The sequence below is a fragment of the Pseudorhizobium endolithicum genome, from assembly GCF_902153245.2.
GTDB lineage: Bacteria > Pseudomonadota > Alphaproteobacteria > Rhizobiales > Rhizobiaceae > Neorhizobium > Neorhizobium endolithicum.
In genome coordinates this window covers 78560-103451 of the sequence record NZ_CABFWF030000010.1, presented here as the reverse complement: position 1 = coordinate 103451, position 24892 = coordinate 78560, and the positions used below count along the sequence as shown (strand labels likewise).

6 protein-coding genes are annotated in these 24892 nt (G+C 60.0%); 4 read left to right on the top strand and 2 right to left on the bottom strand.

Going from position 1 to position 24892, the window contains the following annotated elements; all coding sequences use genetic code 11:
• Window positions 1–69 precede the first annotated feature (69 nt).
• The 4 genes from RTCK_RS06300 to RTCK_RS06285 all read left to right on the top strand — a co-directional run bounded on the left by RTCK_RS06300 (window position 70) and on the right by RTCK_RS06285 (window position 19351).
• Window positions 70–15660, top strand: coding sequence for a carbohydrate-binding protein (locus RTCK_RS06300; RefSeq protein WP_185927935.1), 15591 nt, complete (start codon window positions 70–72; stop codon window positions 15658–15660).
• Window positions 15661–15733: 73 nt separating this feature from the next.
• Entirely contained in the window at window positions 15734–17461 is a 1728-nt protein-coding gene (locus RTCK_RS06295) for a type I secretion system permease/ATPase (protein ID WP_142523237.1), read from the top strand.
• A complete protein-coding gene (locus RTCK_RS06290) occupies window positions 17451–18761 on the top strand; it encodes an HlyD family type I secretion periplasmic adaptor subunit (RefSeq protein ID WP_185927934.1) in 1311 nt (436 codons plus the stop codon). The genes RTCK_RS06295 and RTCK_RS06290 overlap by 11 nt, the downstream gene beginning before the upstream one ends.
• 35 nt (window positions 18762–18796) lie before the next feature.
• The gene (locus tag RTCK_RS06285) at window positions 18797–19351 is read left to right on the top strand and encodes a hypothetical protein (RefSeq protein WP_142523239.1); all 555 of its coding nucleotides are present in this window, start codon (window positions 18797–18799) and stop codon (window positions 19349–19351) included.
• 1895 nt (window positions 19352–21246) lie between these two features.
• Here the strand turns inward: RTCK_RS06285 and RTCK_RS06280 are convergent.
• Window positions 21247–22983 carry a GMC oxidoreductase gene (locus RTCK_RS06280; RefSeq protein WP_142592177.1) on the bottom strand — a complete coding sequence of 579 codons (1737 nt, stop codon included), beginning with the start codon at window positions 22981–22983 and terminating at the stop codon, window positions 21247–21249.
• A gap of 196 nt (window positions 22984–23179) precedes the next feature.
• Complete coding sequence (locus RTCK_RS06275; protein WP_185927933.1) at window positions 23180–24397, bottom strand: DegT/DnrJ/EryC1/StrS family aminotransferase; 1218 nt, start codon at window positions 24395–24397, stop codon at window positions 23180–23182.
• Window positions 24398–24892: the final 495 nt, after the last annotated feature.

Below are 24892 nucleotides of genomic sequence, written 5' to 3'. Positions count from 1 at the left end.
CAAGAATGACCCCGCGCAGCAATGACGCTGCGACGTCGCAGGGCGCGCACAAATCCATGGAGGGGTCAGATGGACACGAAGGACTATTCCGACAAACGCAAGCAGTCCGTAGTGGCCATGGTCTCGCCACTGGGCGTGGGAGCCAATGAACTTTCCATAGGCAAGAGCTTCAGCGTCGATATCCCGATCGATGGCGTTCATCAGTTCGCCTTGTCCTATGCCAATGGGCATAGTCAAAGCCACGCCTTGACCGTGACGATCGACGGAAAGGAACCCCAGCTCGTCGAACTGCAGCCGACCGGATCGTGGGCAGCCTATTCAACTGCGGTCGTCTCCCTCGATCTGAAGGCAGGGGCGCGCATCCTGTCATTGACCTCTCTCAACAATTCGGGCGCCGAGATTGCCAGCCTTACCCATCTGGGAGCCGTCGGCGGCCGCACCCTCGGCTCCTACCTCACCTCGGGCGCGCTGGCCGGTCTGAACGTCGCGGCCGTCGGCGCTGTCGCACTGACGCTGAGCCCGAGCGTTCAGAACGCTTCGGAGCCTCCGCATCCGGATCCGCGCGACGAGCCGTCTTCGACCGAAGCGCCACGGGAAGGCCCGCAGCACGAAAGCGCAGCGCCAACGCCCATGCAGCCTTCACCCGTTGCCGCAGCCGACGAGGCCGACCCCAGCACACCGAACGAGGCAGAGGCTGGGTTGACCACCGGAAGCGTTCCGGAAGAGGAGGAGGCAGGCGGAAAGCGGCAGGTCCGCTTCCTCGCCACCGCCGAACCCAGCGTCTCCTCCCGTGCCGACATCGTCGTTGACATAGCAACGCCAGAGTTAAATTTCGAGGCCGTCGAGGCCGTCGAGGCCCCCGCGCCACGGGCGCAGCCGATGAGCTCGCAGGCAACGTCGCAAGAGGATCCCGCCCAGGCGCTGGATGTGCCGCCGCAGACTGATCTGGATGAACAAACCCCCGATGACATTACGCCAGCCGTCCCGGAACCCGCCCTGCCTGAGCCTCCTGCGGCGGCACAAGTTCCCCTGCGGCTGGAAGCCGAAAGCGCAGTTCGCGGAAACCTCGGAACCGGCACCACGACGGATGAACCTTCCGCGGTCAGCCTTGACACGGCTGCAACCGGCGACATCCCCAACGCCGATGCGGCGAGCGGTGACGCCTATCTCGATTTTTCCGGCGTCGGATCGAACCACAACATCGGGTCGGGACAATATGTCGAATGGACATTCGACGTGGCCGAGGGTGGCTACTATGATCTAGCCTTTGGCTATGCCTTCTTTTCCAACGGCGCCACCAACCGCCCGATGCGCCTGGACGTCAATGGCCAGGTATGGGATCGCATCTTCGACTTCGCCAGCACGGGCGCCAACACGACCTATAGCGAAGCGACGACACGCGTTCTGCTGGAAGCTGGCGTCAACACCGTTCGACTTACGGCAAACGGCTTCAGCGGGCCCAATCTCGACTATCTGGAAATTCGCCCGCCCCACGCCGGGAAGATCGTAATTCAGGCAGAGAGCCTCCTCAATCCGGCCGTCGCCACCGCGCCGACGACCGAAAATCGTCTGATCACGCTCGATTACTTGGAAGGCAAACCGACGGCGGAACTATTCCGTGTCGGTGCCGAAGGCGACGCCTATCTCGACTGGGCCGGCGGTACGGCATCGCAAACCCTGATCGTACCCGTGACGGCAGCTGTCGCGGGAAGTTACCAGATCACGATCACCTATGCCAATGGCGGTGCAGCACCAAGACCGCTTGAACTGCGCGATGCCGATGGCCAAGTTCTCGGGACCTTCAACTTTCCCCCGACGGCGGCACCGGGCGCCTATCCCGAGTTCTACGATGACATCTCGGCACGTGTGCGTCCGAGCGATGGAAATGACGCCGGCACGGCGCCCGATCCGACCGGCTTCGAGGGCTGGCGTGCCGAGACGCTGACGGTCAGCGTCGAGCTGCAGGCGGGGCAGAATATCCTCACCTTGGTTGGCGCCAATGGGCCCAACCTCGACAAGATCGAGTTCAACCTCGTTTCCCCCGGAGAACCGGAGGAGACCAATACGGCGCCGACCGCTGAAGATCGCAGCGCTTCGACCAATGAAGACAATCTGATCGTCATCGACGTCGCTGACCTGATTGACGATGCCGACGACGATTCCCTGACCGTCACTGCAAGCGTACCGGCCGCCCAGGGGAGCGTCGTCGTGTCCGGCACCCAGATCGTCTTCACGCCGGCCCCTCATTTCCATGGCCCGGCAAGCATCACCTATGTGGTGTCTGACGGGACGGCGAGCGCCACCGCAACCGTTTTAGTCAATGTTGCGCCCGTCAACGATGCGCCCGCCCTTGCCGGCGACCTGGATGATCAGGACCTGCCAGCATCGGGAGGCACAGTGGCGCTCGATGTGCTGACCTTTGTCGACGTCGATGGCGACGCTGTGACGCTGGGCGCACGCCTTGCCGGAGGAGGATCTCTGCCTGAGGGAATCACGATCGTGGGAGGCGCGCTCGCCGTCGCAGAAGACGTGCCGGCCGGCAGCTACGAGATCGAGATCTTTGCCACCGACGGTATCCTGCAATCGCAGCCGGTGACGTTCACCGTTGCAAAGGCCGCGCCTGCCGCGGAGCCGGAGCCATTTTCACCATATGTCCTTCAGGCAGAAGACGGGGTCGTCATCGATCAAATCGACAATGTGGCGGCACCGGCCAACGACACCCAGATTCGCGACGCCGACAATCCGGAGTCTCCGGGCGGAAAGGTCCTCGACGCCAGCGGCCTGCGCCCAGGCTCGACGGGAACGGGATATGTCGATTTCGGCTCCAATACAGGCTCGGCAGGCGATTCCCTGACCCTGAACTTCGAGGTTGCTACCGCCGGCACCTATACGCTCCACTTCCGTTACGCTAACGGCGGCACGGCGCCACGCCCGCTGGCCCTGTCGGTCAACGATAGCTCAGAAGGCACCCTCAATTTTGCCCACGCCCAGGGAACGGCTGACCCGTGGAGCCACTGGATGCTCCAGACCGTCTCCGTCAATCTCTCGGCCGGTCCAAACAGCGTGGTTCTGTCGATACCGGGAAATTCGCTCAACGGACCGAATATTGATGCCGTGGCGATCACGCAGCCCGGCGGCACGCCCTCCTTCTTCATGCCCGTCATCACCAGCGCTGCGATTGCAAGTATCGTGGAAAACACCACCTCGGTCCTCGATGTGAACGCGGTCGATGGCGACGGCGCAGCACTCACCTATAGCTTGACCGGTAACGGTGCCCACGATGCTCTCTTCCAGATCGATCCGGTAACCGGAGCACTGAATTTCCAGGAAAGCCCCGATTTCGAGGCCGCCGCGGGCGGCGACACCACGTACCAGGTGGAGGTTGCCGTTGGTGATGGCACCTCCACCGTCACGCAGCTCATCACTGTCTCGGTCACCGACGTCAATGAAGCGCCGGAAGAGCTTTCCGTCACCGGCGGACTGAGCCTGGCCGAGAACGCGCAGGCCGGTACGGTCATTGGCACTGTTGCCGCAACAGATCCGGATGGAAACGTCCTGTCCTACACCGTCAGCGACGACCGCTTCGTGGTGGATGCCGGTGGGCAGATCATCGTCGCAGAGGGCGCCAGTTTCGACTTTGAAGCAGAAGCCAGCATCCAGCTGCAGGTCACCGCTTCCGATGGCGAGCTGTCGACTGCCGAAACGGTCACGATCGCCGTTATCGACGTTGCGGAGCAGGTCGCTCCCCGCAATGTCGTCTTCGACGCAGCCACACTCACCTCCTACAGCACGCAGGACCGGGGAGCCGGAGCGAGTGTCGCCGACGAAGGTGCCACCCTTCATCTGGACGGCAATCTTTGGAAGCGTGCGCCGATCGGAGGCGATTACGTCATCACCACCGGCACCAAGCTTGTCGCGACGGTGACAATCGGCGACACGCTGCCGGAGATCCTTGCCATCGGATTTGACGACGATGATTCGCCCTTCGAAATGTCGGACGGTTCCGTCTACCAGATCGGCGGCAGCCAGGGCCAGGCAGGTTTTATCGACCTGCGCAATGGTGCGGGCAGCCCGGGACAGACAATCCAGGTGGCCATTGATCTGTCGGCGCATGCGGGCAAGACGATCAGCTCGCTGGTCTTCATCGCCGATGATGACTACGCAGGCGATGGCATCGGATCGGTCAGCTTCAAGAATGTTCAGCTGCTCGACGGTGACGCGGCAGGGGAATCCAACAATGCGCCGGACGTCTTGGCAGGCGGTATCGCAGACGTGACCTTGCCCGAGCGCGGGCCCCTGGAGATTGACCTGCCCTTCATCGACCGGGACGGCGACAACCTGACCTACACGGTTACGGTCGTTGATGCTCTCGGGAATCCGATGCCGAGTTTCGCAGGCCTTCAGATCGTCGAGGGAAGCCTGGTCGGGCAGCTCGACGTCGCCCCTGGAAATTATTTGGTGACGGTGACCGCCAGCGATGGCCAGGCTCAAACCTCAGACAGTTTCCAGTTGACCGTCGAGGACGTCAACGACGCCCCGGTCGTCGATGCGAACGCCGCCTTCGAACCCTTCTTCGGCAAAGTGGGTCAGGAAATCGAGGGTATTGACCTCTATCTCTTCGCAGATGCCTTTTCCGATGCCGATAATGAGCAGCTGGTGCTTTCCGTTGAAGGCTTACCTGCGGGTCTAAGCCTCAACGAAGAGGGCGTGATCGTCGGTACGCCGCGCGAGGCTGCCAGCATTATCACCATCGTTGCCACAGATCCTCACGGGGCACGCGCCGAATTGCAGTTGCCTTTCCTCATCGCCGGTCCAACGGTCGGTGACGTCATCACAGTCGAAGCAGAAGCCTTTACCGGCCTCGGCCAGGCGAGCGGCTTTTACGCCGCTGCCGCGCCGGGTGCTTCGGGTAACCAGGCGATCCGGACAAATCCGAGCCAAGCCGGCAGCATCTCCACCAACCTTTCGCAAAACGGCATTGTCGAAGGCTGGTACGAGGTCACGATCACCGTCTACGACGAGACAGACGGGACGGCGCGCTTCTCCCTGAAGATCGGGGACACGGTACTTGCGCAGAACTTGGCGTTCGACGAGGCGGGAACCTTCGACAATCCTTCGCTTGCGCGCGGCAATGCCGGGCAGGCAGGCAACCTGAAGACCATTACCTTCACCACTGCCGTCTTCGTCGATGCAGACGCGGTCGCGCAGATCACCGGGCAGTCCGACGCCGGTGAGTATCTGCGGATCGATAAACTGACCTTTACGCAGGTCGAGGCACCGGAGATCGCCCCCTCGGCCGTCTCGCTTGATCCCAACCTCGTGAACGAAAACGCCGCAGGCGCCGTTATCGGTACCCTGTCTGCCACGGATCCAGACGGCGACACATCAGCGCTCACCTATTCGACGACCGACGCCCGCTTTGTCATCGAGGGCGACCAGATCCGGCTGGCCGACGGAGTCAGCCTCGACCATGAAGCGGCCGAGACCGTCGCCGTCACCGTTATGGTCACCGATGCCCAGGGGCTTCAGACCACGACAGACCTGACGATCGCTGTGGGCGACGTGAATGAGGCACCGGTGCTGCTCGACGGCACTGAAATCGCTGATGTCAGCTTTGTGTCTGGCGCCGGAGGTAGCATCGATCTTGCTCCTCTTGCCTTCACCGATCCCGATGCCAATGCGGAGCTGACGGTTGTGGCAAGGCTTGCCGACGGCAGTGGTCTGCCGGAAGGCTTCACGCTTGAAGATGGGCAGTTGCAGATCGCTGACAGTGTTGCAGCGGGTGTCTACACCCTCGAAGTCTTTGCGAGCGACGGGGACTTGGAGTCGAACTCCGTCTCCTTCACGGTGACGGTCACAGAACCGGGGGCTGAACCGGAGGAACCGTTCAGCCTCCTGATCCAGGCCGAGTCCGGGCTGGTGACGAGCTTCGACACCGACAGCAACAATACTGACACTGCCATCCGCGATGCCGACAATCCCGAGACCGGCAACAATGCGAGCCTGATTGACGGCTTGCGCCCGGGCTTCACCGGAACCGGCTATCTCGATTACGGCGACACCGCCGGCGACCGCGCCGCATATACATTCGAGGTGCCGGCAGCCGGTGCCTATGAAATCAAGGTGCGATACGCGACGAATACCGCTCGTCCTCTTGATCTCGTCGTCAATGGCGCAGCACCGGTCCAGATGGCCTTCGTCGCCACCGGCACCAATAGCCAGGGCCCGGCGGAGGGCTTCAACAACTGGGGCTTTGAAACGATCACCGTGCAACTCCAGGCCGGCAGCAATACGATCTCCTTCGCTATTCCTGCTGGGGCCAATACCGGACCCAACCTCGATTCCTTTGAGATCACCCGCATTCTCAACAGCGGCGATGTATCGGCCGATGAAGACGGCAATCTCTTCCTGTCAGGCCCAGACGGCGTCCTGACCGGCGCCAACAAGGACTCCATCAATTTCAACATTGCTGGACGCGACGCCGACATCGTCAAAGTCGAGGTGAGCTTCGATGGCGGAGATACGCGCGTCACCGTCCTTCCCGATGCCGATGGAGATTTCGTCGTTGATGGCTCCGGCCTTGCCACCGGAAGCTACCAAGCGACAGTCTATGTCACCGACGAGGCGGGCAATGAGGCGTCCACCTCCATGCCCATTCAGGTTGGCGGCGATGTGGTGCCGCCCTTCCTCTTCGAGATCGAAGGAGAAGAGCTCGACGTCAGCGATGTTGAAGCCACGCCAGGCACACCTGCCGATACGGTTGGCCGCACGCCCGACAACAACGAACCTCAGGCAACAAGCGCCAACAGCGGGGCTGGTCTTGCCTTCGACGAGTTTGGCTTGCGGCCGGGCTACGAAGGGGCCGGTTATCTCGACATGGGCAATGACGTCGGCGATAGCGCGTCGTTCAGTCTTGAAGCACCTTCGGCCGGCACATACCAACTGACCATTCGCTACGCCAATGGCGGCACCACGACCCGGCCGATGACAGTCGATGTGGGAGGTCGCGAATACACTGTTGATCTGCCGTCAACCATTCCACCGGGGGGCACCGTCGACCAGGGCTGGTCGAGCTGGGCCGAAGTCACGATCGACGTCGAACTTGCAGCCGGAAGCAATACGATCGCGTTCAGCAACACGATTGCCAACGGGCCTAACATCGACAACATCACCGTCAGCCGCGATGGCAGCGAGCCGGTCGACACACGCGAGCAGATCCGCTTCGAGGAGATCATCAAAATCAACTTCGAACCGGCGCCCGGCTCGGGACAGTTCGCACCGCCAGCGGGATACCAGACGCCATCAGGCTACGTCGCCGACACCGGCGCCGGCTATGGCGATCGCGACAACGGCTTCACCTATGGCTGGGTCGACGTGGAAGGCGGTACAGTCACGCACAATGCGCTCGCCCAGCCCGACGGCTCCATGCGCTACAAGGACGACGTTGCTGAGGCCAGCAACCTTCAGAAGACCTATGCCCATTTCGAATATCCGGGGGCATCGGCCGCGACCAATGAACGCGCGTGGGAAATGGCGCTGGAGGACGGCACCTATCAGCTGACGATGTCCATCGGGGACACGGGCGGTGCCTATGACAGCAATTACGTTATTAATGTCGAAGGCCAATCCTTCATGCCCGGCTTCACGCCGGCCAATCTCGAGGGTCAGTCGCCAACAGGAAGCGCCTATAACAGCGCGCAGGATGGCGAGGGCTTCCGCTCCACGCTCGTCACCGGCATCGTCACCGTAACGGACGGCCGACTGACCATCGACTCGATCGGAGGCTATAACACCGAGATCCAGTACCTGGAGATCGAGAAAATCCCCGACCTGACGCCCGATGACGGCCGAAGCGCTGATCTCGACTTTTCACTGTTCGCCGCACCCATGGCCGATTCGCTCGATGGCCAGGTGCCGATCAGCATCGGTGAAGATGGTTCGCTTCCGACCGGGATTGATCCAAGCTCGAGCTTCGTCGTCGCGGTTCAGCTGCAGGCGGACGGCAATCGCGGCCCTAACATCGCCCATGTGGAAAATATCAAGCTCGTCGAGACGCTGACCGGTGTGGAGGTCGAAATCGACGTACAGATCAGCGGTGGGGCCGACTCGCTCACCATTCGCCCACTTGAGCAACTGAAGGAAAACACGAGCTATACCCTCAAAGTGCAGGACGTGATGGACCTGGGAAGCATCACGGACCCCAATGGTGCCCTGCGCCAGTTCCAGGACCTGACCACGACATTCGTAACCGGCGAGGCGCAGGAAGATGTGCCGCGGGAAGTGGCGTTCAGTACCCAGACGCTGCCCAACGGGTTCGCCGATGGCGCAGGCGGCTATACCGCAATCGAGTTCGGGCCGGACGGCAAGCTTTATGTCGCAACCATCACCGGCGAGATCCATCGCTGGGACGTCAATGCCGACGGCACCATCAACAAAGCTTCGCAGGAGACCTTGAGTCACGACTATCTGGACGTAGGCAATGGCGAGCGCCGCGGCATTGTCGGCTTCGTCTTTGACCCCGAAGACCCCAACACGATCTGGATCACCGACAACGCCCCGATCCCGCGCGAGTCCAAGGCCTTCGACACGCCGGAATTCTCCGGGCGCGTGAGCAAGATCACCTTGGGCGATGGCGGCTCTTTCGAAGGTGTACAGGCCGAAACCTACATCTGGGGCCTGCCGCGCTCCGGCGGCGACCACCTGACCAATAGCCTCGAATTCCGAGCCAACCCGAATGCCGGACAGGCAGGCGAACCAGATTATCTGCTATATCTCAGCCAAGGCTCAAACTCTGCCGCCGGTGCACCCGATGCCGCTTGGGGCAGCCGCCCCGAACGTCTGCTCAACGCTGCGATCCTCGAGATCGACCCAACCCGTACCGCGCCAAACGGTGGGTTCGATGTGCGTACCGAGCCGGTCGATCTGGAGGACGTGCCGACGACGACCTTCCCGGCAAGCCAATTCAACGACGACGGTACTTATCCTGGCTCATACAACCCATTTGCGGCCGACGCCGTCCTGAAGATCTACGCCACGGGTGTGCGCAACGCCTACGACCTGGTATGGCATTCGAACGGTCATCTTTACGTGCCCACCAACGGGACCGCCTCGGGCGGAAAGACGCCGCAGGACCCGACCCAACCAGGTCTCGACACCGTCATCAGCAACTCGCCCAAGCAATACGACTACTTCTTCACCGTGGAGGAAGGGAAATATTACGGCCACCCCAACGTGCTGCGGGACGAATACGTTCTGAACGGCGGCAATCCGACGTCCGGTCTCGATCCCAACGAAGTCGTCGGCGGCAATGACGGCAATCGCAATACCGATGGATATCAGACGGGTGTGGAGACTGACGAGAACTACGACCTCGATGGCGTCTACAACCTTGGTTACAACCGCTCGCCAAACGGTGCGATCGAATATACCGGCAATGCCTTCGGCTCGAACCTGAAGGGCGCGATCCTCTTTGCCCAGTTCTCGACCGGCGACAATGTCCGCATGATCCGTGTCGATGCCGAAGGCAACATCATCGGCGACGATGTGCTGCGCCGGCCCGACGGATCCGTGATTGACGATTACATCGATCCGCTCGATATCATACAGAACCCGGTCACGGGACAGCTTTACCTCATGACGCTCAACCGCGGCACCGGAGCGAGCCAGCTCATCCTGCTCACACCAGCACCCGGCGGCGTCACTGCAGACCTCACCGCAGACGAGGGTGGGAACCTGGCGCTCGTAGCCCTTGATGTCAGCGATCCCCTTGCTGCCGTCTTCCAGGTCAATGGCCTCGACAGCGACATCACCGCGATCCGGGTGTCGTTCAATGGCGGCCCCGAGACCACCGTGACTCTCGACGGACAGAACCGCTTCACCGTCAACCTCGATGGCCTCACCGGCCCCGTCACCGCTCGCATCAGGGTGACTGACGATGCCCTTAACGAGGCAGCCACCACGGTTCAGTTCACGCCGGGCGATGAGCCGACCACGCCGCAATACGTGACGCTCGTAACTATTCAGGCCGAGGATCGTACCCCCGGGGACGGCACGTCGGTCACCGTGCCGACTGGAAGCAATGCCCAGATCCAGATCCGCGACGCCTTCAACCGCGAAACCGGTTCCGGCGTGAATGGGGAAGGCTATGTGGATGCCTTGCGCCCAGGAGCCTACGGCACAGACGGCAATACCGACAACCTGGACGGGACGCCTGGCGGCTATGCCGACTTCGGCTCCACCAATGCCGACTATCTCACTTTCACCTTCGCCGCAGACAATGCCGGCAGCGCAATCTTGAAGTTCCGCTATTCCAACGGCGCGGCCGCCGACCGGCCTCTTCAGCTCGAAGTCAACGGTTCCATCGTCAAGCTACAGTCCTTTGCGCCTACGGCGACCGGACCGGACGTCGATGGCTGGACACTGTGGTCAGAGGTTGAGATCCCGGTCACGCTTGCCGCTGGTCAGAACACCGTCACGTTGCGTTCGGTCAGCGCCACCGGTCCCAACATCGATCAACTGGTGGTTCTGGTCCCGGCAGAGGAGGAAACCGTCCCCAATGATGGTGAGGTGGTCGTCGATGGCGTCGCTTATCTTCGCTACGAAGCGGAGAACGCCGAGCTCGGTGGTGCACCGGCAGTCGTTTCGGAAGATCGCGACCAGTCAGGCGACTTCGTAGACTTCCTTGGGCCAGACAGCGAAACCATCACCTGGACTGTAGAGGTCGGTGCGGCAGGAACCTACGGCATCGATATCCTTTATGCGCTGGGAGCAGGCAAGGTTGCCCGGCCGATGACAGTCTCGGTTAACGGGCAGGTTTTCGAGACCCTGCCGTTTGCGGCAAACAGCAATACCGCAGAAACCGTCTGGGGCGCCCAGTCGGCGAGCCTCCAGCTCGCCGCCGGGGTGAACACGATCACCCTTACCGCACCGGGGGGAGTCGGTCCCAACGTGGACCAGCTCCGCATCACGAAGGAGCCGGTCGCCGTCTTCGAACCCGACTATGTCGATATTGCCGGCAGTGGCCGCATCGAGCTGGAAACGCAGGGCGGTTCGGCACAAACGATCAACGGCAGCACCGTGGAATTCTTCTTCACTGTCGATGCGAACGGCGTCTACAAGCTCGACACGGCTGCCAATGCCAATGCGGCTAATGGCCAGGGCCTCACATGGTTCCTCAACGGCGTCGAGGTGGATGAAAGCGCCTTCCCCGGAACCGGCACAGCCGGGGAACAGTCGGTTTATCTCGAACTGGAAGCCGGCACACAGTACCGGATGCGGATCGTATCGGATGCACCTGGAGCAAGCGCGCTCGACTACCTCGACATCAGTCCTGCGCCGGGTAATGCCAATGCCGATATCGGCGTCCAAAGCCTCGATCCTGCCTATTTCGAGAACCGTCTGCACTTCAGCTACCTGGAGAATCCGGACGCTGTCGATCCTGATGCCCCCGACCGGGACTTCAAGGACACGGGGACCGTGCGGATCAGCAATACCGGCACGGAACCGTTGAGCTTCATCGACTATGAACTTGATGGTCCCTTTACCCTCGCCGACCCCTCGATCTTTGAGGGGCTGGTTCTGGCACCGGGACAGGCGATCGACGTGACCGTTCTGTTCAATCGTGCCGCCTATACCCCGCCGACATCCAACATCGACGGAACCTCCACGGTCTTCACCGGCAAGCTTGAGGTCATCACCAATGATGCCGACGATCCGGTGACAACGATTGATCTTGCGGGCTTTTGGCAGGCTCGTGACGAGGGCGGGCATGAGCCGAACGTCAACGAAGTCTGGAAAATCTTCGGCTTCGGCAACGTCATTGACGGGCTTCGCCTAACGGGCGGCGGCGAAAATTCTGCTCTTTCCACGAATGACGTTTTCGCCAAAACCGATGAGACCGAAGTGCTCTCGCCTTACTGGAAATTGGCTGACGGCGTCTCGGAAGCCAGGATCACCCACATCGCTGCCTTCCACGGCACTGGTGGCGCCACGGTTCACATCCACAATCCAGGCAACAAGGGCCAAAACGTCCTGCTCTGGAACCACGAGGGCGTAGACAACCAGCGTCTCTTGCCCAACGCCGGTAACGACACGAGCTACGCTACGACCACGATCGGCAATGGCCGCATCCCAGACAACTGGGTCGGCAACGAGGTCTTCGGCATCTCCGTGGCCGGTCTTTCGACCGATCCCCGGCTCAACCCACGCGGCGACGTGCTCGTTCAAGGGGCTCAGCAGGGGCACACGGTGAAGATGTTCCAGGCCCTGGATGCCGACGGGAACGTCATCCCCAACGTCTATCTGGGGATCATGGACTACACCGGCATCAACTACGACTATAACGACAACATGTTCGTGATAGAGGGCGTCGAGCCTGTCGGGTTCGGCCAGGATCTGCGGGTCAGTGGCCTCGATGATGCGGCCGCAGATGATCGTCTGGTCTTCACGAATATCGATCAGCCGGCCAACACCCAGCAAGCCTTCCGCAACGAGGCCACCTTCACTATCAGCAATGACGGCTTTGCACCCCTCAACATCAGTAGCGTAATCCTCGCAGATCCTGCCAATTTCCAGATCGTCGGAAACGTACCTTCCACCATCGCGGCCGGCGCAAGCGCACAGATCACCGTGCGTTTCATCGGCACGCATTCGGGTACTTCGTCCGGTGCGGATCTTTTTAAGTCGACCCTGACCATCACCTCGGACGACTTCTCAGATGCGGTCAAGGTCATCCAGCTGGCGGGTCTGGCGCAGGAGTTTTCGGAGAACAATTCCGAACCAACGGTCGCCCAGATCGTCGAAGCCTTTGGCTACAGCACCGACATCGCGCAGGGCGAGCTCGCCGGAGGCGGCGTAGTCGAGACCGTTGGAGACGAGGTCCTGCTGCCCTATCTCCAGCGGCTGGACAACTCCCGGCCGGTCGAGGTGATCCAGATCGCCGCCTTCCTCAACCAGGGTAATGTGGCACGTCTGGGCTTCCACGGGCTCAATTCATCCACGGTCACCAACCTCTTTGCCAATGACGACCAGCAGGGACAGACGGTTCTGCCCGATCAACTGGTTTCCGGAGGCGGAGCGGGAGCTGCGGTGGCGCGCGGCACGATCAACCAGAACGGTCCGTTCGGGATCTACATCTCCGTGGATGGCCGGCCCACCTATTCTTCCTGGAGCGATCCGGAAGCCAACAAGATTGACCCCAATTTCGGTCACCTCGTCGGCGACAGTCAGGGCCACCTGATCCGATACTTCCAGGCGCTCGATGCCGAGGGCAATGTCATCGAAGGGACCTATATCGGTATCCAGGATTACCCAGGCGCCGGCAATTACGACTACAACGACCACATGTTCGTCATAAAGAACGTCAAGCCGTACGAACTGACGGCGGCAAACGACGCCAATGGCGACGATATCAATGATGCACTGCAACTGGACGGCGACAACGACGGGACGGTCAACTTCTTCGACCCGAACACGACGCCGCAAGAACCCGAAGAACCGGAAGAGCCAGGCGGCGAAAACCGTGGCGACTACGTATTCGGGATCAATTTCGGAGGCGGCGCCATTGCCAACGATCCGGTACTCGGTGTCGCACTGGCAGCACAGAACGACCCGCGCGTCACTATTGCCGGCAGCGTCAATCCGGGCGCGGGCACTGATGATCAAGGTAACCCCAACGGAGCGAACGCAACGTCGGGATCAGCCTTCAAGACCTATGAGGATGGATCCAACTGGACGGCGACCATCCAGGTACCGAATGGCACCTATGTGGTGGTGCTTCATACTCAGGAAACGTACTGGAATACTGCCGGGATGCGCCAGTTCGACGCCTTCATCAACGGTCAGCAAGTCATCAACAATCTTGATCCCTTCGCAGCCGCCGGCGGCGATGATCCGATCGCGGTGGAAGCCGTCGTCACCGTGACCAACGGCCAGATCAGCATCAACATGGTCGCTGACATAGACAACGCGGCACTGAACGCCGTGACGATCTATGAATATGCCGCACCCGGCTCTGCACAGCAGCCTCTTCTGGGAACGCCGTTCCTGGTCGATGGGGACGGCATCACGATCGATGCCAGCAACTACGATAATGGTGGCCAAGGCGTCGCCTACAATGATCAGGCGGGCCTACAGGGCGGCAACAATGGCGGCCGCGCCGGCAGCGATGTCGAGCAGACCTCCAGTGGCGACATTGGCTGGATCCAAAACGGCGAGTGGCTGGAATACACGGTCAGCGTCGAAACCGCCGGTGCCTACAACCTTGCGCTGATGCTTGCCAATGGTGGCGGCGCGGGTCGCTCAGCGACGGTCTCCTTCTATCGGGATGGGGAAGCAACGCCCTACGTCACCAAGGTGATCGACAACCCGCAAATGGCAAGCTGGAGCACGTTTACATCGCGCTCCAACGGTACCGTCGGTCTTGAGGCGGGCGAGCAGGTGATGCGCGTGAGCTTCTCTGGCGGTAGCCAGGACTACCGGTCCGTCAGCCTGACGCCTGTCGCACCTGCGCAAACCCCGTATGGAGGAGCTGCGCCGTCCTTCGCCAATGGTGTGCTCACCGTAGACGCCTCCAACTTCGATGAAGGTGGACAGGGGGTCGCCTATAACGACAACCCTGGTCTCGACGGCGGTGTTGCCGCCACGAGCTTCCGCCCTGGACGTGCCGTGGAACTGGTCGGATCCGGTATGGATGTCGGCCATGTTAAGCCGGGTGAATGGGTGGAATATACGATCAACGTGCCGGCGGCAGGCGTTTACTCCTTCACGGCCAATGCCAAGACACCGGTCACCGGTGCCAACATTGCCGTTTCGCTGAATGGGACGACGCCTCTTGGTACGGTTACGCTTGCGGACGGTCACGCAGGTGGAGCGAATTTCTCCAGTGCCGCCTTTGCGCAAAGCGGGGCAATCCAGCTCTCGCTGGGTGCGGGCGTGCAGACCTTGCGCCTGACCTTCGACGGCCCCTTGGCCAGCAACGGCTATGTGCTGGACCTAGCCTCCTTTACCCTGGTGGCGCAACCGACACAGCAGCCCGTAGGTGGCATAGCGCCAGTCCTGGACGTTGAAGGACTGACAATTGAAGCTCTCGACTACGACGAGGGTGGCCAGGGCGTCGCCTACAATGACGCAGCCGGTTTGCAAGGAGGAACCAACGGCGGAAGAGCAGGCTCGTCGGTGGAGGTCACCAGCGGTGGCAATGTCGGCTGGATCGGCAACGGTGAATGGCTGGAATACACCATCAACGTGGAAGAGGCCGGTTCCTATGAACTTAGCCTGTCCATGGCCGTGGGTGAGTCAGGTGGACCAAATCGCTCGGTGTCCGTCTCCTTCACCAATGGCTCGCAGATCGATGAGGTGACTGTCGAGACTCCAAGAACCGGGACGTGGTCGAACTTCCAGGAAACCGATACCGTCGTGGTCGATCTTGATGCGGGAATCACCGTCGTGCGCTTGACGTTCAGCGGGGGAGCTCAGGACATCTCGTCCTTTACACTCAACCCGGTCTCCTCCTCCGTGGCGGCAGCCATGCTCGTGTCAGCAGCCGATGAGCCCGCTGCTCTTGTCCCACCGGAAACGAAAGTCGTGCCAGATTTCGTCCCTGATGCGGAGGAGATTGATGCCTCAGCGATCCATGTCAGCAACTTCGACTTGATGATGTGAGTGAGACCGGCGGCGGGTGGAGCGCCGCCGATCCAACGAAAGGCGAACCATTCAGCGTAAGGGTGAGAAGAGTATGTTCTCCAGTTCTACCAGACCTTCCGTTTCCGGTGCCATCAAGGCGTGTCGATCTGCCTTCCTGGGCATCTTCATCGTCAGCGCAGTGCTCAACGTGCTGATGCTGACCGGGCCGATCTTCATGCTTCAGGTCTATGACCGGGTGCTGGCGAGCGGCAGCGTTCCAACCCTCCTCGTTCTCTCGGCCATCACCATTGGCCTTTATAGCCTCAGCGGGCTATTGGACATCTTGAGATCAAAGGCGCTGCTGAGGGTCAGCATGCTCGTCTACACCCGGCTTACGAACCCGGTGCTGCGGGCCAACATCCGGCTGCCCGTGCTGCTGGGGGGCAAGAGCGCGGGCCTTCACCCGAACCGCGATCTAGACACGATACGGCGATTTCTCGGCTCGCCTGGGCCATCATCGATCTTCGACCTGCCTTTCATGCCCTTCTACTTCCTGTTGATCTTCGTGATGCACAGCGCCCTTGGCTTCCTGGCGCTTGCCGGCGGCGCTCTCATCTTCCTGCTTGTGGTCTTCAACGAGTATTCGTCGCGGACCACAACGAAGGAGGTCGGCCAAACGACGGCGGCCCAGTCGAAGGTCATGGAGACGGCCCGCAGAAATGCCGAAGTGATCGGGGCCATGGGGATGACGGGTCGGCTATCGCAACGATATGGCGAGCTTGTTACTCCCTATTTCTATGCCCAGCAGCAGGCCACCGACCGCAGCAACTTCTATTCCTCGACGATCAAGCTCCTGCGCATGATGCTGCAGTCAGCGATGCTGGGGCTGGGGGCATATCTGGCTATCCAGCAGGAGATTTCCGGCGGCGTTATGATCGCCTCGTCCGTCATCATGGCACGCGCGATCTCACCGATCGAACAGGCCGTTTCACATTGGCCCTCTTTCGTGGCAAGCCGCCAGGCGATGGGACGGCTCAACCAGGTTCTGTTGCAATGCGACGTCGATCGCGGGCTAGAGGGACTTCCGCTTCCCAAGGACGAGCTGTCGATCGAAGACATGGCCACCAGTGCGCCGGCGGAGCCCGTGGTGCTGTTGCAGGACGTGGCTCTGAGGCTGAAGGCTGGCGACGGACTTGGTGTGATCGGCGGCTCCGGTTCGGGCAAGACAAGCTTTGCACGTGCACTGGTCGGCGTCTGGCCGGTGCTGAAGGGGGCGATCCGGCTCGACGGCTCTACCACCGATCAATGGACGGAAGACGAGCGCGGGCGTTTCATTGGTTACCTGCCTCAAGATGTGGAACTCTTCGACGGAACGGTCGGTGACAATATCGCACGCTTCGATAAGGACGCTGACGTCGTGTCCATCGTCGCTGCGGCCAAACTTGCAGGTGTTCACAATCTGATTGCGGGACTTCCTGACGGTTATAATACGATGATCGGCGACGGCGGGGCCAGGTTGTCGGCCGGGCAGCGGCAGAGGATCGGTTTGGCCCGTGCCCTCTTCGGCAATCCCTTCCTGATCGTGCTGGATGAGCCCAACTCAAATCTGGACGTGGAAGGGGAACAGGCGCTGAGCCGCGCGATCCTGGAGGTTCGCCAGCGGGGCGGCATTGTCGTGGTGGTGGCGCATCGAAGCAGTGCACTATTGTCCGTCAACAAGCTGCTGATCATCCAGGGTGGCCGACAGGTCGCGTTCGGAGACAAGGATCAGCTGTTGACGAATGTCTCCATCCTCAACGGGTCAATGCAGTCGGGAAAGGCGCTGGTCAATGCAGTATAATGCCCTGGATCATGTGATCAGCCGGTCAATCAAACGGCAGATCGCCCTCTCCCTCACCATCGCTGGCGTGTTTCTAGGAGGCTTTGCGGCAGCCGCCAATTGGGCCGAAATCAACGGCGCGGTGATGTCGAGTGGCAAGATCATCGTCCTCGGTCGTGCCAAACAGGTCGAGCATGCCGATGGTGGGATCATCGCCGACATTGTTGTCTCTGAAGGAGACAAGGTCGAAGCCGGTCAGCTTCTGTTCCGGCTTGACGGAACCATGGCACAGGCCAATCTCGGGATCATCGAAAACCAGCTCCTGCAGCTTCTGGCGCAGGAATCACGGCTTCTCGCAGAGCAGGCCAATCGCGACGATATCGACGTGCCGGAGGATTTCGCCTCCGTTCCGCAAGAGCGACGCGCGCTCCTAATCGAGGCGCAGAAGGAGCTGATGGCGGCAAGAGCCGCGACGAGAGCAAGTCAGAAGGCGCAACTTGCAAAACAGGTGGCGCAGCTCGAGGAGCAGGTGTCAGCGCTGGAAGCCCAGAGGGATGCCGTCGATGACAACATAGTCCTCGTTGACGATCAACTGAGTCGTTACACAAAGCTCAACGACCGTGGTCTGATCATGCACTCGCAATTGATTGCGATCCAGCGGGAAAGGGCGTCGCTCGGCGGGAGCCAGGCGGCGCTTACGGCGGAGATCATCGAAACCCAACAGGCCAGGACCCAGGCGGAACTGAAGCTGGCGCAGATCGACGAGGCCTTCTACGAAAGCGTTCTGACGGAACTTGACCTCAAGCGGGCCGAGATCGCCAAATTTTCCGAGGAGCGCATCGCCGCGCAAGACAAGATCCGGCGTCTGGACATCCGTGCCCCGATGACGGGCTCTCTTCACGAGCTTAACATTCACACGATCGGCAGCGTTGCTGCGCCTGGCGAAACCCTGGTGAGCATCATCCCCCACGATGACGAGCTCATTGTTGAAGCAAAGCTATCACCCACCGACATCGATCAGGTCCATAGTGGCCAAAACGCACGTATCCGCCTCACCAGCCTCAGCCAGCGGGTCACGCCCGAACTGCTGGCAAGCGTCATCGATATCTCGGCTGACCTTACGCATGACCAGCAGACTAATACCTCCTACTACCTGGCCAGGCTACGCATCCCGGATGACGAGCTGGACAAGGTCGGCACGCAAGTCTTGAAGCCGGGCATGCCCGCAGAGGTTTTCGTGCAGACAGAAGCACGTTCTATCCTGTCCTACTTAATCAAACCCATTACCGATCAGATTACGCATGCGATGCGCGAGGCCTAAGTAGGGCCCGTTCCGAACAAAGCAGGAGAATTATCATGTCGCGTAGCGAATTGAATGCAGGTTCGGACGTGTTCGACCGCGATGTTCACGCCATAGCAGCCAGCCTCAACGATATCGGACCCGCTGAAACTGGTGCTGGTAATCTTCCGGGGCGGCCAGATGGTTTGGAACAAATATCACCGGTCATCCTTCAACGGCGCGCATCGCGCGGGCTGGAGTCCAGGTTGAACGATGAGCAACGCCCGCGGCTATTTGAGGGCGAGGATGGGCGGCGTGCGATTGAGCAGAGACTCGATTGCCTGGACGCCCGCCTGGAGGGCATTTCCCGCTCGGTTGAGTTCAGCGAAGCGTTTTTGAGCTTACGGCTGAAGCAGCAGCTCCAAGAGGTTGTGCAGACAAGTGTAGCTGGACATGTAGGTCCAGAGCGTGGGTCAGCGCTTCGCCGCTGGGTGAATGTGCTCCTGATCTTAATTGGTGCGGCATCATCAGCCTTGTTGGTTGCCGAAGTCCACAACGACCACGCTACCGGATTGGTCGATTGGACGAGGTCCCAGGTGGAGGCGATGCGGGATAATCTGAAGGCCGACTAACTCCCCCCAAACTGGTCGCAGTCATCGGTAGGTTTAGAGGCTCAGTCCCGGGTAGAGACGAAGCAGAACCCTTTGTTATTCAATTCTGTTAATGATCCTGAACATTGCGAGTCATGGCGAGAACGCGCGGTAGATGCTGGCTAGGCCTCGCGTGGCGCTGGGAAACGATTGATGAAGAGCAAACTGGCAGCAGCGCCTCTGGCTGTGCTTCTACTGTCGGGCTGCGTTGTTGGACCTAATCACTCAGCACCAGCAATAACACTGCCGATCAAGTTTCAGTAGGTGGGAATGCGCCAAGGCTGCAACGGCCTTAGCGACGGTGGGCGCTGCACCCTGGACTTCACCGAAGCGCCATCCGGCGGAGCGACCTGAACCGAAGCGAAAAGCCGTTCCAGTTGTCAGGTCACACGCGTTGATGATCACCGCCAGATTGGGCCGCCGAACACGGTCAACGGTCGGTCAAACACTGATCCGACGCTTCAGTGTCGCTGGTTATAGATGAAATCTCGCGACCATCGGCCCTTTCCTCGGCCACGAGCGGCGCGGCTTCCAAAACAAGAGGAGACACGCCATCCTCGACTTCAATGAGGCTCGATCTAGCCTGGTCGAATACTGTTGCGACGAGGATTTCGGGATCGATTACGCGGCGCGCCTGCTCATAATGAGGGATTGCCCTTATGGACGATCATCAGCGAATGCAATCACTTAGCGGTATTTAGCAAGGGTCCTTTGTAGCAGAATTTTTAGCAGTCATCGGCCCGCGTCTATTGAAGAAGGGCCGCCACTCTCACCGTTCTTACCACCGCAAGTCGGGGTGCTGTTCGGCTATCAAGTGCGGCGATGTTTGCCGGCTGAAAGGGACGGGAGCCTCGGCCGGGCGCACGGTAACCGCCTGCGACTTCCGAACCTGTAAGGATAGAAAATCCGTCATCGGACAGTATGACAGCTGGTTGGCGGCGGCCAGAGAAGGGCTGCTGAGAAGATCTCTGCGTCTCGTCATATCGGTTCACGATCCGCCGAAACTGCTTGAGACGGTCGAACTTTGTAAAGGGGACTTAAGCTTCTGCGTCTAAGATCCTGTCGATATCAATGCTTGCATTGCCAAGCACATTCAGCGCCCACTGACGAGCCATGCCGGATTGCGGGCCATAACGGCTTCACAGTTCACCATGCTGTTGGATAGCTCTTGCCCGATGTGATCCTTGCGCAGCAATTCAAGACATTTGCCGAAGGCCAATACGGAACAGCTGTCCGATGGGCCAGAAGAACTCATAATGAGTGGCGAGATTATTGGTCCAATGGGACCTCAGATCGGCCTCGACCCATCTTACATTGTCGCTGCCAGCCTCGACCATGGCCTAAAAGCTGCACGAATGCGCGTATGATCGTCGGCTGTCGCCGTTTGTGCAGCAATGGCTGAGGCTTGTGGGTGGTTGAGATATGGACTTCGAATACGGCGGGACCGTCTTTATGTCCGCCTACATTAACGACAGCGAGTACATCTATCCCTTCCCGGAGGTCATTTCACCGATCGATGGGCACCTGGTCAACTGCCACCATCAACAAATCCTTACTCTATGTTGACGTCCGTGGCGGGACCGGTTTCCATCACTGCAAACGCGAGTGGCACGCCGGCAACAGCGGCATCGCCCATCGAATTGACATTCGACGCCAACGGCAAGCTTATCGCCCGATGAGCATCGAGCCGAAGCCCTGAGCCTCGATGAAGCCACATTCAACGGCCTCACGCTAGTCTAGACATCGCCGGATCCACCCGGCTTGCCCCCTAGTTCAACGTTAGGCCGGCGAAGAACATCTGCGCCTCGCTCTCATCGCGGGCGAACCAAACGTTCGGGGTCGGGCCGCCCTCGACCTTGCCGGCGGGGCCGCGGCCATCAACAGCCGAGCAGATGTTCGAATTTGAACGTTGCTTCCGTGACACCGATTCCTACCAGCATGCACTTGGCTTTGGCCGACGCGACCCGGGGCAGTTTCGACAACCGAGACGCGATATGTCGGCTCGTGCGGACCGCGAGCGCTATCGCGGAGAGGGTAGGGTTGGCGTGGCCCGAAGTCGGAAAGACTGCGCTCCCAGCGACATAAAGATTGCGCGACCCGAACGCGCAGCAATTCTCGTCAACCACGCCGTCTTGCGGGGTGGCCGCCATGCGTGCAGTTCCGATCTGGTGCACTCCGTCACGGGCATGCTCCAAGACATAGTCGACCTGCTGCTCCTTTGGGCAACGCCAGATCAAGTTTCCCAGCCGGTTCTTCGAAAGCCAATCGGCCAACATTGAATGCGCCCGCACGACCGGCTCCGCATCAGAGCGCGAGAACTGGAGATTGATTGCGGCCCGGTGGCATCCAGTTGGATCACGGCGCGAGTCGAGTTGTATCCGCGAGTTCGGATTGGGCAGATGCTCTGCATTGTAGTGCAAGGCATAGCGGCGTCCAGGATTGCGGAGATGAAGACCCGGGAGTCTCGGCTGAGCAACAAGGCGACGATATAGGAATGGGGGTAGGAAGCAGACAGCTGAAGGGAAGCCGCGTATCAGGTTTACGACGTGAGGCAGGCGTGCGATCTCGCGATTGCCAACGTTGAACTGGCGGATAGCCTCGCTCACCACCAGTCGCCCCAAAGGCGGGTAGGTAAGGACAAGATAAGCAAGGGAAAGGATCGCATCCCTGTGCGCCGGATCGCCGAACTCTGGGGTAACAGGCCAGAAAGCGATGTTGGTCAAGCTCTCCTCTAGTTGGATGTCGCGCGAAGCGACGAGACGGCGGCGGGCATAGGCGCCGCCCTCGGGACGAAAGAAATCCATGCCTTTGTCGAATGAGGCGTTGAACATCTCGATTTCAGCGAGCTGGCCGGAGAGGTGCCCCATGTAGCCTCGCCCCAAGGGGCCATCGTCACCGCCGAAACGCAACGGCGCGCTGATTTGGCCCGATAGCAGGAGGCGAGCGGTTTCGACACCGCCGCAGGCGACGAGGAAGACCTGCGCCCTCACCAATCCCCGGTTCCCGCTCCTATCGACGACGGTCAGCGCTTCGACTATGCCACTCTCGGAAAAGTGCGGCTCGGTTACTGTAACCCCAAGACGAACGTCGATCATTGCCGATGATCGGATCGCCTCTTCATAAGCGCGTCCGAAGTTAGGCTTCTGGCTGTAGCGGACCAATCCATCGCTGCGAAACTCAGAGGACCCTTTCGGCATTCCGTCGATGCTGGCTTGGAACTGCGGCATGCCACATTGCGCGTATTCACACGCATCCGGAAGATAGCACGCGAAATCATCGTAGCTGATGGGCCAGGTTGCGCCTGTCACCGTCGGTCGGCTTTCGAAGTCGATGGGATCGAGAGGAATGCAGGCGGCGCCCCACAGATTCGAGGTTCCACCGAAGCTTCTTTGCACAGCGATGGAAAGGTCAGCGTGGCTGCAGCGATTGACTAAGGTTGCATCGGAGAGCTCCTGGATGCTGGGATCGGGCTCCATGACGCCGCTTTCGAGAAGAAGCACATGCTGACCGTTGCTCGCGAGCTCCAGCGCTGCCGTTATTCCGACCGGGCCCGCGCCGATGACGCAGACGTTCCAAGTTTTGTCGAAGAGGCTTTCTGTTCCCTCAATGAGCACAATATGCCCTCCCAGCAATGGTTGTATTCGACCTCACAGCATCCGGGGCGCGACGGATACTGACGCCGGAGCTGACTTGCAGGCAGCAGCGACAAGACAAGTATCGGCGCCAGGGTCACAGTGCCTCCGATCTGAGCCCTTCATTTCCACCGTGCGTCGTCCACGGAATATCGAATCCATTTCGCCGAAACGGACCCTAATGCTTTACAAGTTTGCCTAGCGCCTCGCCCAGGTCAGCAGCATAATCCGGCGTGACTTTCGGATGTGTCGGCAGCGTGATGGCCGATCGGACCATTCGCGAGATGTTCTCTGATCGCCCTGGAGTGTCGCTGAATGTAGGCGTTTCATGAACGTTGGGATAGGACGACAATCCGACATGGAACCCGCTCTTGATCAGTTCCCTGTAAATCCAGTCTCTCTTGCTCGGTTCGACGACGATCGGATAGTTTATGAAGCATGAGCCAGAGCGCGTGGCGGCCGACGTCTCGGCCGAGATCATTTTTTCACCTACCCATTCGTCATAGATGGCCGCGATTCGTCTTCTGTGAGCGAGGTTTGCCTTGACGGTGGAGAACTTCCTGCTCAATTCCCGCAGCGCTCCAAGCGATGGGCGGCTCCGGATCGTATCGTCAATGGAGGTGCTTTCAATGCGCGTGAAGGTGATCGGGTCGCTGTTGTTGTCGCTTTCTCGAACTTTTCTTTGAAAGAGCGGCATGATCACTCGAGAAAAGAGCGGATCACGGGTGGCGACATCATATTTCACAACTGCGAGCATGTGCCGCCTGTAATGCTCCGCGCGGAGGCGAGGAAAGGATGACACCTCGTCATTCAGAACCTCGCCGAGTTCAGGATTGGTGGTCGTCACCGCGCCGCCCCAGATGTAGTTCAGCGTCTTGAAACCCGACATGCTAAAGACACTCGCGTCCGCGCACGTGCCTAGAGGAGCGCCGCCCTGCTCTCCGCCGAGAGCAATTGCGCAATCGTCAAACAAAAGGATATCTCGCCGGCGGCAGAGGTCTCGGACATCTTCAAGGCGATCCTGGTTGACGTGATAGTGCGTCAGCAGCACGCAGCAGACTGGATTATCCAGCAACGTAACAAGATGATCGATATCGATATTCGTAGAGCTCGGGAGTGTATCGACGAAGACGGGTTGACAGCCTGCAAACCTGATCATGTTTACGACGTCAGGAATTGTATAAGGCAGCATGACGACGTGGTTACAATCCCCACGCCGCGCCATCTTTGCGAGTAGATAAAGCCCCGCTCTGGCTCGGCCCAAGGCCGTAACGTGGACGTCGTCATCAAGAAAGGAGCGGAACTCTTCCCGGAAACGATCTTCATGGGACGGATTCGCGTCGAAGAAGGGTCTGATATAGCGAATAGGATAGATTATTTGTTTCGGAACAGTCATGGTGTCCTCGGATCCAGCCAGCGAGAACATAATCTTACGAAGTCCACCGCATCTGAAAACTCCATCAATAGGCACCACTCGCGCGCCAAATGGCTTACATGCTAGCGAATAGGCGTAGTGGATCCCTCCTTCGATGCAGGGCGCCTGATCCAATCGAAGACAGGGCTGCGGGAGCCACAAATCCGCTCGCCTATCAAGATAGAATGGCTTTTGGGCGTCCGGTTCGCATCACGTCGGCGCTCGACATACGAGCTTTTCTCGCCCGGTAGATGAGCCGCGCCCGCCAGAGCGAAGGGCTTAGCCGGCGCGCCTCCTCATCTCCTTGAGGAATGTCAACAGTTCTTCGTTCGCGGCCTTGCTTAGCACCAGATAATCGCAGACGTCACTTATCGAGATGAGAACCTCTGCTCAATCCAGCCAGAACTTGACGGCAGTCGCGACCAGATCCTGCACGGCAAGCTCGACCGCGTGCTGGTAGAGCATTCAATGGGATGG

Excerpts from the sequence above, each read along its gene's own strand:
- RTCK_RS06300 (WP_185927935.1), top strand. The coding sequence starts at position 70 with ATGGACACGAAGGACTATTCCGACAAACGCAAGCAGTCCGTAGTGGCC.
- RTCK_RS06295 (WP_142523237.1), top strand. The coding sequence starts at position 15,734 with ATGTTCTCCAGTTCTACCAGACCTTCCGTTTCCGGTGCCATCAAGGCG.
- RTCK_RS06290 (WP_185927934.1), top strand. The coding sequence starts at position 17,451 with ATGCAGTATAATGCCCTGGATCATGTGATCAGCCGGTCAATCAAACGG.
- RTCK_RS06285 (WP_142523239.1), top strand. The coding sequence starts at position 18,797 with ATGTCGCGTAGCGAATTGAATGCAGGTTCGGACGTGTTCGACCGCGAT.
- RTCK_RS06275 (WP_185927933.1), bottom strand. The coding sequence starts at position 24,397 with ATGACTGTTCCGAAACAAATAATCTATCCTATTCGCTATATCAGACCC.